At 44.3% G+C, this 12,702-nt stretch carries 12 protein-coding genes; all 12 read right to left on the bottom strand.

Annotated features, from left to right (window positions below; all coding sequences use genetic code 11):
- Positions 1-20: 20 nt before the first annotated feature.
- Complete coding sequence (gene fliN, locus ACWU4D_RS07820; RefSeq protein WP_456050849.1) at positions 21-434, bottom strand: flagellar motor switch protein FliN; 414 nt, start codon at positions 432-434, stop codon at positions 21-23.
- Between the two features lie 30 nt (positions 435-464).
- Complete coding sequence (gene fliM, locus ACWU4D_RS07815) at positions 465-1,514, bottom strand: flagellar motor switch protein FliM (RefSeq protein WP_456050848.1); 1,050 nt, start codon at positions 1,512-1,514, stop codon at positions 465-467.
- 10 nt (positions 1,515-1,524) lie between these two features.
- A complete protein-coding gene (gene fliL, locus ACWU4D_RS07810; RefSeq protein WP_456050847.1) occupies positions 1,525-2,028 on the bottom strand; it encodes a flagellar basal body-associated protein FliL in 504 nt (167 codons plus the stop codon).
- 29 nt (positions 2,029-2,057) lie between these two features.
- Entirely contained in the window at positions 2,058-4,040 is a 1,983-nt protein-coding gene (locus tag ACWU4D_RS07805) for a flagellar hook-length control protein FliK (protein WP_456050846.1), read from the bottom strand.
- A gap of 224 nt (positions 4,041-4,264) precedes the next feature.
- Complete coding sequence (fliJ, locus tag ACWU4D_RS07800; RefSeq protein WP_456050845.1) at positions 4,265-4,711, bottom strand: flagellar export protein FliJ; 447 nt, start codon at positions 4,709-4,711, stop codon at positions 4,265-4,267.
- 2 nt (positions 4,712-4,713) lie between these two features.
- Positions 4,714-6,039, bottom strand: a complete 1,326-nt coding sequence (gene fliI / locus ACWU4D_RS07795; RefSeq protein ID WP_456050844.1) for a flagellar protein export ATPase FliI — start codon at positions 6,037-6,039, stop codon at positions 4,714-4,716.
- The gene (gene fliH, locus ACWU4D_RS07790; protein ID WP_456050843.1) at positions 6,039-6,839 is read right to left on the bottom strand and encodes a flagellar assembly protein FliH; all 801 of its coding nucleotides are present in this window, start codon (positions 6,837-6,839) and stop codon (positions 6,039-6,041) included. Before fliH ends, fliI begins: the two co-directional genes overlap by 1 nt.
- Positions 6,840-6,896: 57 nt before the next feature.
- Positions 6,897-7,949, bottom strand: coding sequence for a flagellar motor switch protein FliG (gene fliG, locus ACWU4D_RS07785; RefSeq protein ID WP_456050842.1), 1,053 nt, complete (start codon positions 7,947-7,949; stop codon positions 6,897-6,899).
- Position 7,950: 1 nt separating this feature from the next.
- Positions 7,951-9,693, bottom strand: a complete 1,743-nt coding sequence (fliF, locus tag ACWU4D_RS07780) for a flagellar basal-body MS-ring/collar protein FliF (RefSeq protein WP_456050841.1) — start codon at positions 9,691-9,693, stop codon at positions 7,951-7,953.
- 17 nt (positions 9,694-9,710) lie between these two features.
- Entirely contained in the window at positions 9,711-10,022 is a 312-nt protein-coding gene (gene fliE, locus ACWU4D_RS07775) for a flagellar hook-basal body complex protein FliE (RefSeq protein WP_456050840.1), read from the bottom strand.
- An 82-nt stretch (positions 10,023-10,104) separates the two neighbouring features.
- Positions 10,105-11,583: a sigma-54-dependent transcriptional regulator gene (locus tag ACWU4D_RS07770; protein WP_456050839.1), complete on the bottom strand. Its 1,479-nt coding sequence runs from the start codon at positions 11,581-11,583 to the stop codon at positions 10,105-10,107.
- A complete protein-coding gene (locus tag ACWU4D_RS07765) occupies positions 11,583-12,641 on the bottom strand; it encodes a sensor histidine kinase (protein WP_456050838.1) in 1,059 nt (352 codons plus the stop codon). The genes ACWU4D_RS07770 and ACWU4D_RS07765 overlap by 1 nt, the downstream gene beginning before the upstream one ends.
- Between the last annotated feature and the right edge of the window lie 61 nt (positions 12,642-12,702).

Below are 12,702 nucleotides of genomic sequence, written 5' to 3'. Positions count from 1 at the left end.
AACGTTACCCTAGTTTTTGATTACCTGAGTTTTTTAATACGCTCAGTTTGACTAATGACATCGGTTAATCGAATACCAAACTTATCGTTGACCACGACCACTTCACCATGGGCGATAAGTGTTCCATTAACGAGAACATCCAGTGACTCTCCCGCAATACGATCAAGCTCTACGACTGAACCTTGGTTAAGTTGCAATAAATTACGAATATTGATTTTTGAGCGTCCCACTTCCATTGAAATGGTCACAGGAATATCCAAGATGGTATCTAGCTTACGCATTTCATCTTGCGAGATGGCTGGAGAGGTATCTTCCAACTCATCTAATGGCGCAGCCAAGATTTCATCGACATCGATGTCTGAGGAGGCATTAGGATCTTCACTCAGCGCTGCTGCCCATTCATCCGCTAGCTTTTGGTCTTCAGATTCAGACATAGTTATTTACCTACTTCCATTAAAAATTGTTTATTCTTCAGGTGCATCTTCATTCTCAAGATCCGTTAAGATATTTTCGCTTAAAAACGACAAATCACTTTTGACCACTTCAGGGCGCTGAATTTTCTCTGATACTTTCACCGCGACTTTATCTTTAGAACGACCTAACTTAACGCGAAATGTGGGTAAATCTTCAATATACATCAACGCATGCTCAGGCATATTTATCGGAATAATATCATCGGTTTGTAATTCCATAAGATCGCGTAATGACAGTTCTTTTTCTGCAAGATCGATGCGAAAATTAACCGGTACATCCATAATTTCTTCACGTAGTGCAGAACTCCAACGAACATCCGCTTCCATCTTATCGGACTGGACACCCGCATCGAGCAATTCACGAATCGGTTCGATCATTGAATATGGAAGAACGACATGGAAATCTCCACCACCACCATCCACTTCAATATGAAATGAACTCACAACAATCACTTCGGTGGGCCCCACGATGTTGGCCATAGCAGGGTTTACTTCCGAGTCGAGGTATTCGAGTTCGGTTCCCATCACGGGTGCCCAAGCTTCTTTATAGTCTGAAATTAAAATTTTCAGCAGAAGTTGAACGACACGTCTCTCTGTAGGTGTAAATTCACGCCCTTCGATACGAGCGTGAAAACGGCCATCGCCGCCAAAAAAGTTCTCTACAAGGATAAACACTAAGCGTGCTTCTAGAGTCACTAAGCCCGTCCCTTTGAGAGGGCGAAGTCGAACCATATTTAAGCTTGTCGGAACGTAGAGCGTATTTTGGTATTCACCAAACTTCATCATCTGTACGCCGTTAATCGATAGCTCTGCTGGTTTTCTGAGCATGTTAAACAAACTCACCCGCATGTGTCGTGCAAAACGCTCGTTAATCAATTCCAGCGTTGGCATACGACCGCGCACAATGCGATCCTGTGACGAGAAGTCAAACGAACTGCTCGTGCTTTCCTGAGCACCAGCTTCTTGTTCCTCATCTTCCTCTACAGAATCGACACCATGCAGCAGTGCATCAATTTCGTCTTGGCTTAATAAATCGGTCACTCTACACCTACTATTGCATTACGAAATCGGTAAACAACACCCGTTCAATAACGGGATTTCCTACCGCTCTATTTAACGCTGAACGTATATCTTCTGTTGCCTTATCACGCAGTTCAATTCGCCCTGTGGGACTGCGCAATTGATCCACCGTCGCCGACGCAAAAGTCGACAACAAGGAGCTTTCTATAAGAGGCGTATGATAACGAGCGAGCTCATCATTCTCAGAACCTCGAACCATCAATTGAATTTTTATCTGTACTAAACGATCTCGCTTATCCCCTGTCACATTAAAAACAAAGGGTTGCGGAATACTTACATATTGCACCGGATCAGCAGGCTCTTGTGTAACCTGTTGTTGTGCTTCAGCGCCACCTTCCGCAGCATCTTCACTTGAGCCCATAAGAAAGAATGCTGCACCACCGCCACCGCCAAGTAACACAACGACTGCAATAATAATGATCAGCAGTTTGCTTTTTCCTTTCGGAGCCTCTTCTTTAACTTCGTCGTCAGCCATATTATTCTCTTATAATTAGTTATATTGATTTAGGCGTAGTAGCTTATCCCATCAGGCTTTGCGCCAAGATTTACATCAAGTTTTACATCAGTTGGAAAACTTTCGTCTCCAGCCATCTGTTCGTTACCGTGATTCGAATCAGATTGAGACTGACCTCTTTCTCCAGACGCGTAACCTTGCTGTTGCTGAGCGTTTTGCTGTTGAACACCCGTTTCACCTAGTTGAACACCTTGCTGTGCCAGCATGTCACGTAGACGTGGCATTGCCCCTTCAAGTGCATCTCTAGCGTGTTGATTCGCCACCGTAAAATGAACGGTTGCCGAGTCACCATTCATATTCATCCTAATTTGCATTCGACCCAACTCTGGTGGATCAAGTCGGATATCAATATTCTTTAAGTTTTTAGATAACATCATCTGAACCCGCTCAGATAGCTGGTCTGCCGCGACTTCTTTGTTAACCATGACAGGAACTTGAGCTGGCATTGCTTCCATTTTATTGAGTGGTGACGACATTTGGCCGCTTAATCCACTTACCGAGGAAAGTTGCTGAGCAAGTGAACTCTCTTTTCCAGTTTCTGTTCGAGTGCTTTCAAGAGCCTGAAGGCCATTTTGTTCAATATGCTCTGCCGACCACTTCGCTTTAGTATCTGTTCCCGCAAGTACCGACATACCACCTAGTGCTGCCGCGGCTGATGGCATAGCATTCGCCGCTGTCGTAGCATTTAGCGCTACTTCTGATGAAACGGGAGCACTACTGTTAACACCAACTTGTGGAGCCATTCGTTCTTGCACCGCTGCACTTAAATTTGATTGAATAACCTGAGGCTGGCGAACCAACTTGGCTTCTTTAGCGCTGCCCTCTGCTTCAACTACCACACTTTTGCCTTGCAGTGATATTTCTTCCACATCACTATTCATTGTGGCTGACTCTAAAACAGGTTTCCCTGTTTGACTCTGGTTAGATTGTTCTGCCGAAACCATACCAGGTGTGGCGACTTGTACATTGTTTACCGTTCGAGTTGCTGATACATCTTTAGATGCAGCGAGTGTCACTTCTGTTTGTTTCGCGATATTTTGGCTAGATTCATCAACCGCTTCGTCTGGTTTAGCCGCCAATCCAGAGTTAATTCGCTCCAAATCAATCAGTTCTGGTTCTTTCGATTCTACTGCGCCATCATCAACCGACTCTGCATTTAGTGTTTCCTGCTTTGTTTCGAAAAACGTTGCTGCTGCCATGGCCATTTGTTGTAAGTCTTCTTCAGTATTTTCTGATTTGGCAACGGCCTCATTATCAACAAGCGCCTGTTTAACCTCAGCCTGATTTTCCACAGCAGCCAAATCGGCTTTCAGTAATATGTCATCGACGTCACTGTCCTTAGCTTCTTCAATTGAGTCAGTTTGTGTTTCTGACATCGCTGCCAAAGCTTCCGCTTTATTTAGCTTAGGTTCGTCCAATAATTGTGTTTGATCTGGCAAGGCTTTGCCGTCGTCTGACAAGGATGGGTCTTGCTTAGTTTGATTAGATTGAGATAACACACTGTTAGCTTGTTTGAGTTTGTCCAAAATTTTGTCGCCAGACTCCATCACTTTTTCAGTATCAAGTGATGCGGCTTTAGCGTCGGATTTCAGCTCTTCAGTATTCTCTCTATTTGCCTTTTTCGTATCTGCTGCAGCGGTGTCATCACTTTCTTCGACGTCATCTAACTGAGCAGCCTCACCTTCCAATTCCGCGAGCTCATCTACTGCTTGGCCTTCAGCGACATCAAGCTCGGAAGCCACTTTTTTGACGTCGACATCGGCATTTATCTCATCACTATTATCCACATCAAGAGAATCACCCTCGGATTTAACTTCACTCTTAGCTTCACCTTTAAATAAAGCGGATAACTTGGCGAAAAAACCTTCGCCGCTTTCTTCGGTAGCTTCATCGGTGGATACTAACTCTGCATCACTGTTTGATGCTGCCACATTGGGCGATGACTTTGCTGACGGGATGAAATCGATATTCATAACAATACTCTCGTAGACTTATTCATACGTAGGTACGCAAATGGCAATAGCGCGCCGCTTATTTCAGTCTTTTTGGAAGTTTCCTTCTCAGAAAGGCCGATTTGCTCTAGTAAGACGTCGATATGAACTCAGTTAACGTCAATAAAGCACTTAATATTCTCTTATTAACCTGCTAATAAAAGATCGATTGCAAGAAGTGCGCCAGTTTCATATACGGTACTCAATTACGTTTGCGCTCCTTTACGACGAGCAAATTGTAATGTGGTGAACTCATCAAGCTCTTTTTGTTCCCGTATACTTGCCAATCTTTCACGTTCAACCCGCTTTTTATCTAACATCCATTCATAAGAGCGACGCTGCTTACGAACCTCGTGCCAATGCTCCTCGCTAGTTTCGACTTGCTGCTTAAACTGTGATTCTGCTTCTTTCTGTTTATCCAATGTCGCATCTAACTGAGTTAAAAAACGATTGAGATGACCATATTCGCTCGCGGTTAAACCACTCATTCCGCGTTCAACCAATTGATTACAATAATCCAACCTATATTGTTCTATTTGACTAATCTGCTGATAATATTCGTCAAGTTCTCGACGCGCCTGACTCAATGCCATGACCGCTTTATCTTCTTTATCTATCATCTGCTCAAGCAGAAGTACTAAAGCATTCGTCATAATTAACCTTCAACTTGCAATAAACTTTTCAGCATATTCACACTCATATCAAACGGGACTGATTCCTTCATTCCTTGTTGCAAAAACTGATCAATCATTGGTTTTAATGTAAACGATTGATCCACTGCCGGGTCACTTCCTGCTTTGTAAGCACCAATCGCGACTAAGTCTTGATTTTTTCTGCATACAGAAAGAATTTGTCTAACCGCACGAGCCATCAACATATGCTGATCGGTTGTTACCTGAGGCATAACGCGGCTAACCGACTTCTCGACATCAATCGCAGGATAATGACCTGCATCCGCCATTTCACGCGATAATACAATGTGTCCATCCAATATGGCTCGAGATGCATCAGCAATCGGATCTTGCAAATCGTCCCCTTCAGTTAAGACCGTGAAAAATGCAGTAATGGATCCTTTTCCTTCAGCACCATTACCCGCTCGTTCAACTAACGCAGGTAACTTTGCGAACACAGACGGCGGATAGCCTTTTGTCGCTGGAGGCTCACCAACCGAGAGAGCAATTTCACGTTGTGCCTGAGCAAAACGCGTTAATGAATCCAACAACAGCAGCACATCTAACCCTTGATCACGAAAATACTCTGCAATGGTTAATGCCGTTTGACAGCCTTTAAGACGCATAAGAGGCGATGAGTCTGCCGGAGCGGCAACCACAACAGATCGTTGACGTCCATCGACACCTAAAATTTCTTCTATAAATTCTTTTACTTCTCGACCACGTTCACCAATCAAACCGACCACAACAACTTGTGCTGTTGTACCTAAGGTCATCATTCCTAAGGTCACAGATTTACCCACACCAGAACCAGCAAATAGACCAATACGCTGACCTTTACCGACAGTGAGAAGTCCATTAATCGCTTTAAGCCCTACATCAAGCGGCTCGGAAATCGGTTTTCTCGCTAATGGGTTGATTGCAGGAACATCAAAGCTTGCGTAATTTTCGGTGTAAATTTCGCCTTGTCCATCTAATGGATTTCCAACACCATCAATCACACGACCAAGTAACTCCATCCCTACCGGAATACCAGTGTTCTCAGCCAATGGTGTCACTTTCGCACCTGGCAAAATGCCGTTAACTTGCTCACTCGGCATCAAAAATAATCGGTCACCTGAAAACCCAACAACTTCGGCTTCTATGTCACCGGACATCGTTTCAACTCGGCATGTCGTTCCAATTGGAGCGCGACAACCAATAGCTTCAAGTGTTAACCCAACCACACGAATCAATCGCCCAGATGCCACTGGGCGAGTTGATAAGCCTGTGGTTTTATAGCTGGATAATCGTTCCGCTAGTGCGAGCATTACTCACCTCCAACATGTCGATTAGAGGAGCAAAAATTTTGCAATACAGAACGCACTCGATCTTCCATACGGTATGAAACACTCGATTCGCCCGCGACGATTTGTACATCTCCACGAGTCAAAGAAGGTTCGCTACTTAAACTCCAATTTCGCTGCTCGAGATCTTCCTCACCATAGGCTTGTCGAACTAACTCCACATCTTCAGGATTGAGTTTTAACTCGATGGTGTGATTTGCTACTGGGAGTGATTCAACCGATTCTTTAACGGTATCTAGAAGAATCTGTGGGTTGGTCGTTACTTCTAAATGCACCACTTCTTTCACCAAGGTGAGAACCATATCAACTAATTGCCGCTCAACCTGGCTATTCATAAGTTCAAGAGGGCTTGCAAATTGAGATGCGAGTTCGACAAAGCTGGTAATATGTTCATCTACGGTTTGTTGAGAGCTTTCAAGCCCTTCTGCTTTGCCAAGTTCAAGGCCTTCAATATGACCGGCTTCAATCCCCTCTGTTTTTCCTTTTTCGTAACCCTGTTTAAACCCAGCTTCCTTACCTTCAAATAATCCTTCTTGGTACGCATCTTGGCGGATATTTTCGAGTTCTTCTTGCGTGAAAGGACGCAGTTCATGTTGCTCGGTTTCTTCGAAATCTGGCGACCAGCTCGGATCATAATTTAACGCTGTCTCTTTCGCTGATTCTCCTTCAGCATAATCGGGCAACCCCCACGCTTGAGGTTGAATTGACTCGGAGTCTTGAGTTGATTCAGGGCGTAAAAACCCTCTTTTTCTATCTATTGACATACACTACCAGCCTTATGGGTGACACCATTCTTTGGCCGTTATCCATGATTATCTAAGTTATACGAAATCATCACCGCCACCACCAAGCATAATGTCACCAGCATCCGCTAAGCGACGAGCCACAACCAGCACCTCTTTCTGCGCTGCTTCAACATCCGAGACCTTGATTGGTGCCATCGCCTCTATGTCATCACGCATCATATCGGCAGCACGTTTAGACATGTTCTTGAAGATCTTCTCTTTTAGGCCTTCATCAGCCCCTTTAAGTGCTTTCTGAAGTATATCTTGTGGTACATCACGCAGTAGTTTTTGAATACCTTGGTCATCAACCTCAGCCAAGTTTTCAAAGACAAACATAAGGTCTTGAATTTGCGTGGCCAAATCTTCATCTTTGTCACGCATTTGATCGATCAAGATACCTTCAACATTGTTATCCATGAAGTTCATGATTTCAGCGGCGGCTTTTAGGCCACCAATTTTCGCGGCTTGAGCACCAGCTTGACCGGCAAACTGTTTCTCCATAATTTCATTGAGTTCTGCCAAGGCGTTTGGCTGGACTTCTTCGAGGTGAGCAATTCTCATCATTAAATCGAGACGATCACGTTCAGCAAACTGTGACAAAATCTCTGCTGATTGATCCGGTTCCAAATAGGAGAGTACGATTGTTTGAATCTGAGGGTGTTCATTAATAATAATCGTTGCAACCTGACGAGGATCCATCCATTTAAGAGAATCCAAACCTTTAGAACCGGTACCAAGTAGAATTTGGTCAACCAAGTTATTGGCCTTGTCTTCACCCAATGCCGCTACGAGAGCATTACGCATAAAGTTCTCGCTACCCATCCCAATGTTAGTGTATTTCTGAATATCATCTAGAAATGCTCGATGAACCGCCCCGACCTTTTCTTGGCTCAAGTCGCTTGCACGCGCCATTGCAGCACCGACTCGTTGAACTTGTTTCGGTTCTAAATTACGAATGATGTTAGCTGCATCTTCTTCATTTAAGCTAAGAAGTAAAATAGATGCTTTCTCATCACCCATCATTGAGCTTACGTCAAAATCAGTGGTTGCAACCTCAGTACCAGGAGCTTGGTTTTCTTCATCCGGCATATTATTCTTCCAAATTCATCCAGTTTTTCACAACTTGAGCTGCAAGTTCTGGCTCATTAGCCACAAGTGCTCTAACAGCTTTCAGCACGTCTTCGTCTTTGTGTAAATTAGGTAAGTCGATTGTCGAACCAAATTCAAACAGATCGCCTCCCTCTAAGTCATTACCAATCAGGCTAGTTTCACCATCTTCCCCAATCGGTAGACCATCAGGTCCATACATTCCTTCTTGGTCATCGGACACAGGATTAATAAGTTTTTTCATTGCTGGTCGAACAAGAACCAATACGATAACGATAATAACGAGTGCACTTGCGGCCCAGCGTATCCAATCATTGAAATTCGGGTTCTCCCAAATCGGCGGTTCTACCATTTCTGCTACTTCAGGGACCGCAAATTGCACACTAAGAACATTGAGCAAGTCTCCTCGTCCCTCATTAAACCCTACTGCACCAACCAAAATCTGACGAATGGTATTCAGCTCACTTTCCGTAAGAGGTGTATAGGTCGTTTCGTTGGTTTCTGGATTTACAACCGCTCGCTGTTTAACCGCAACCGAAACGGTTTGACGACTCACAGAACCTGTTTGCTTACGTTCATGACTAATGGTGGTATCAATTTCATAGTTACGTGTTGCTTCTTTACGTACAGATCCTTGACCAATAAGCGAACCGTTCTTCATTTGAGCGACATCTTCAGGAATAGATGCGTCTGCTGGAGGTTGATTACTCAATGCTCCCGGGACTCCGGCAACGGTATTGCTATTGTTATAATCTTCTACGGTATATTCACTGCGTGGTGATGCATTGCTTGGATCAAACACTTTGCGAGTCTGCTCTACCGCATTAAAGTCCAGTACAATATCTACCTGAGCGGTATAATTGCCCAGACCTAGAATCGGAATAAGAATTGAATCAATTTTTTCACGTAATGTTTGTTCTTTCTTATATTCAAGCTCCTGCTCTTTACGTCTCGATGCCGTAAGCGCATCTTCTGAGCCAGAATTAAGCAGTCGACCATGCTGGTCCGTGACCGTGATTCGTGTTGATTTCATGCCTGGTACGGCACTTGCGACCATTCCCACAATCGCATCAACTTCATCTTGTTTTAGGTTTGCTCCGCTACGAAGCGTAAGAAATACCGACGCTGATGCTTCTTGATTTTGACGAACAAACACACTTTGCTTTGGCATTGCCAACAACACACGTGCTTTTCGTACCTGAGTCATCTCTTCGATTGCTTTGGATATTTGACGCTCTCTGCTGAGTTTGAGGCGTTCGATTTCGAGGCGCTGAGAGACACCAAACCCCATATCTTGGAGTAAGATGTTGTCGCCATCGTCTGCTTGTTTATTTATTCCTGCTCGCGCGAGTTCAAGTTTTAGGTTGTTGTATTCACTAGCAGGAACCAAAATGGTATTCCCGTCGAGCTTGTAGGTTTTTTTGCTTTGATCAAAATAATCGAGGACCGAAATTAACTCGTCCGTTTCATAAACACCCAGTGGGCGCATTTCAGGTTCTTTAACCCAGAAAAAGAGCATGATGATAAGCGCGACACAAATTGAAATCGACAAGACTAAGACAATCTGACGAATCATGTCTAAATCGCCCACCGCAAAATCAAATCTCGATGAGCTTTTTTCACCTAAATCAGGGTTTTGATTCTCTAAGGTCATCTCACCGCCAGATAGGCTTACATCGTTACTATCTGCGAGAGCGAGATCGGTAGATTGCTTATCTTCTGCCACAATACGTCACCTACTACTTAAACTGGCATGTTCATAAGTTCTTTGTACGCATCAACCATTTTGTTTCGCACTTGAATGGTTGCGTCAAATGAGACACTCGCTTTATTACGAGCAATCATCACATCAGAAAGAGAAACATCTGCATCTCCTTGGTCGAACCGAGTCTGGAGAGACGATGAGGTTTTTTGTAATCCATTAACGCTGTTTATCGCTTTCCCCAAAAGATCACCAAAATCGCTGCCTGATGTATTGATGGTTGGTTGCGACTGATTATTTGACGCTTGAGCCATCATTGCTTGCATTTCGCTTTGTAACCCGTCTAATCTCATACTGCCCTCGATTGCCAATTCTTTGACTTATAATTTGTCTTACTAACAAAAGAGCAAGTAGCGTGCCATAAATAAGATCGAGCTATCCTGGCACATCAATTCCAGCGTCTCGCATCTTGGCGAGCTTATAGCGCAAGGTCCTCGGGCTGATACCCAACTTTTCGGCCATTTCTTTTCTGCGTCCATGGCAAGCTACTAGTGTTTCCATAATGATGGCAAACTCTTGGTCTCTGAGCTCTCCCCCCAAGCCTGCACTTGTGGAATTCAAAGAACCAGACTCCGTTGATCCCCCCATCGCTGGAGTCTGGTTAGATGAACTCTGTAAATTTTCGGCTTCAGCCTTCGGATACACATTGGGTTCCACAACTTCGGATAACTCTGCAGCTTTTCCATTGGTCGCGACCATATCTTGCAACCCACTTGCATCCTGCCAATCGACACCTTCAAGGAGAATATGCTCCCCCGTAATCTGACCTTTTTCAGATAAGATCAACGAACGCTGAACCACATTGTCTAACTCGCGTACATTGCCTGGCCAGGTATAACGGAGTAATTTGTCCAACGCACTTTTTTGTAAACTTGGGACAGGCTCTCCCATTTTTTGACAATGGCGCTCAATCAAGTGAAGTGCCAAGGGTTCAATGTCCCCTTTACGATCAGATAACGCTGGCCAAATAATTGGGAAAACGTTCAAACGATAGTATAAATCTTCACGAAAATGTCCTTCTTGAACATACTGCTTTAAGTCACGGTTACTGGTTGCCAATACTCGAACATCTAACTGAATACTCTTACGGCTACCAAGGCGTTCGACTTCCCGCTCTTGGAGAACTCGAAGCAACTTAGCTTGAAGGCTTAATTCCATCTCACTAATTTCATCAAGTAAAATCGTGCCACCTTGGGCTTGTTCGAACTTACCTGGGCAAGCTTGTACAGCACCCGTAAATGCACCTTTCTCATATCCAAATAATGTCGCTTCGAGCATGTTATCTGGAATTGCGGCGCAGTTAATCGCAACAAAAGGACCATTTTTTCGATTAGACGCATTATGGATATATCGAGACATGACTTCTTTGCCCGAACCACTCGGCCCCAATACCATGACATTGGCATCGGTCTTAGCGACTTTATCGGCTAATGTCAGTAATCGTTTGCTTTTTTCATCGGCAACAATTGCATCGCCGTTATCGTCGGACTTTACTGGAGCATAGCGACTCACCATATTTAGCAAGACTTCCGGTGCAAAAGGCTTGGCCATATAATCAATCGCACCTTCTTTCATCGCCGCAACTGCGTCCTCAATATTGGCGTAGGCTGTCATCAGAAGTACTGGCAAATTAGGCCAGTTTTGTTTGATATTTCGCAATAAAGCGAGTCCGCCCATCCCAGCCATTTGTACATCAGATACAACGATATCAATCGATTCTGCTTTCAACTTTATGAGTGCTTCTTCTGCACAATCGGCTTCAATCCAGTCATATCCCGCAAGCGCTAAGGTATCAACCAACGCCTCGCGTAAACCTTCGTCGTCTTCGACAATCAGTACTTTACTTTGAGCCATTAGTTATCTCCTTGTTGAGCATTTATTTCTGTATTCGCACGTTCTATAGGCAAGCACATGGTGAAACACGCGCCATCTCCCTGCTGAGATTCAAGTTCCAGTCGACCGTTATGCGCACGACAGACCATCTGCACGACCGCTAAACCAAGCCCTGTTCCCTGAGAACGAGTGGTAAAAAAAGGTTCCATAATTTTGTTTTGAATATCTTCGGCTACTCCGGGACCATTATCTTGAACCGAGATTTTAAGTTCACCGTTGACGGGTCGAAAGAAAAGATCGATCTGAGCTTGCTTACCCACGATCTGAATGGCATTCATAACGAGATTACTGAGCGCTGACGCCACAGCATTAACATTCCCAAGTAACACCACCTCTGGTTGCTCAACCTCTTCACCATAATCAACTTGATGGCTCTTGATGGCCGTTTCTATCATCGGATGAAATTCGTTAATCAGATCTTGCAACGTAAATGGATGAATAACCTTGTTGTCGCCACCTTTGGCAAACAGCAACATATCGCTAACTTGCTTATCTAAGTCTTGCAATCTGTCCGTTAATTTCGTTTGAAAACGCTCGCGCGTGGCTGGTGGTAGGTTTGGCGCACCAAGGTTTGAGGCATATAGCATTGCGCTCGACAATGGGGTTCTAACTTGATGTGCAAGTGACGCAACCATTCGGCCAAGAGAAGACAAACGCTGGAGATCACCAACACGGGATTGCAGTAATCGGGTCTCTGTTAGATCCGTTATCAGCATTAATTGACCGGTGGAAGAAGCGGTAATCGCTAAACGAACCTTACGTCCATTACGCAATGAGATTTCATGTCCATCATCCTCACGAGGTGCAAATGCATTTTGAATCACTTCATACCAACGCTGATTTAGCAGTGGCACTTCAAGAAGACGCATCGCTTCTGGGTTTGCTTCGCGAATGATCCCTTGAGTATCGAGTAAAATGACCCCCGCAGGCATCACTTCTAAAACCTGCTTATAGCGTTCAACCTGATTCTCTAGGGAATCTAAATGAGACTGGCCTTGTTCTGTCGATAAATCTTGCATGTCGTTATTAGCCCAATACAGCGGTCAAACAAAAAATAATAAAGGCTTGGAAGCAAGAAGC

The organism is Vibrio phycocola, from assembly GCF_053850235.1.
Note: the sequence above shows the minus strand (reverse complement) of the source record. Positions and strands in the feature narration are given on the sequence as shown.

Bases quoted from the DNA above. Each gene is read 5' to 3' on its own strand.
- fliN (WP_456050849.1), bottom strand. From the start codon at position 434: ATGTCTGAATCTGAAGACCAAAAGCTAGCGGATGAATGGGCAGCAGCG.
- fliL (WP_456050847.1), bottom strand. From the start codon at position 2,028: ATGGCTGACGACGAAGTTAAAGAAGAGGCTCCGAAAGGAAAAAGCAAA.
- ACWU4D_RS07805 (WP_456050846.1), bottom strand. From the start codon at position 4,040: ATGAATATCGATTTCATCCCGTCAGCAAAGTCATCGCCCAATGTGGCA.
- fliJ (WP_456050845.1), bottom strand. From the start codon at position 4,711: ATGACGAATGCTTTAGTACTTCTGCTTGAGCAGATGATAGATAAAGAA.
- fliI (WP_456050844.1), bottom strand. From the start codon at position 6,039: ATGCTCGCACTAGCGGAACGATTATCCAGCTATAAAACCACAGGCTTA.
- fliH (WP_456050843.1), bottom strand. From the start codon at position 6,839: ATGTCAATAGATAGAAAAAGAGGGTTTTTACGCCCTGAATCAACTCAA.
- fliG (WP_456050842.1), bottom strand. From the start codon at position 7,949: ATGCCGGATGAAGAAAACCAAGCTCCTGGTACTGAGGTTGCAACCACT.
- fliE (WP_456050840.1), bottom strand. From the start codon at position 10,022: ATGAGATTAGACGGGTTACAAAGCGAAATGCAAGCAATGATGGCTCAA.
- ACWU4D_RS07770 (WP_456050839.1), bottom strand. From the start codon at position 11,583: ATGGCTCAAAGTAAAGTACTGATTGTCGAAGACGACGAAGGTTTACGC.
- ACWU4D_RS07765 (WP_456050838.1), bottom strand. From the start codon at position 12,641: ATGCAAGATTTATCGACAGAACAAGGCCAGTCTCATTTAGATTCCCTA.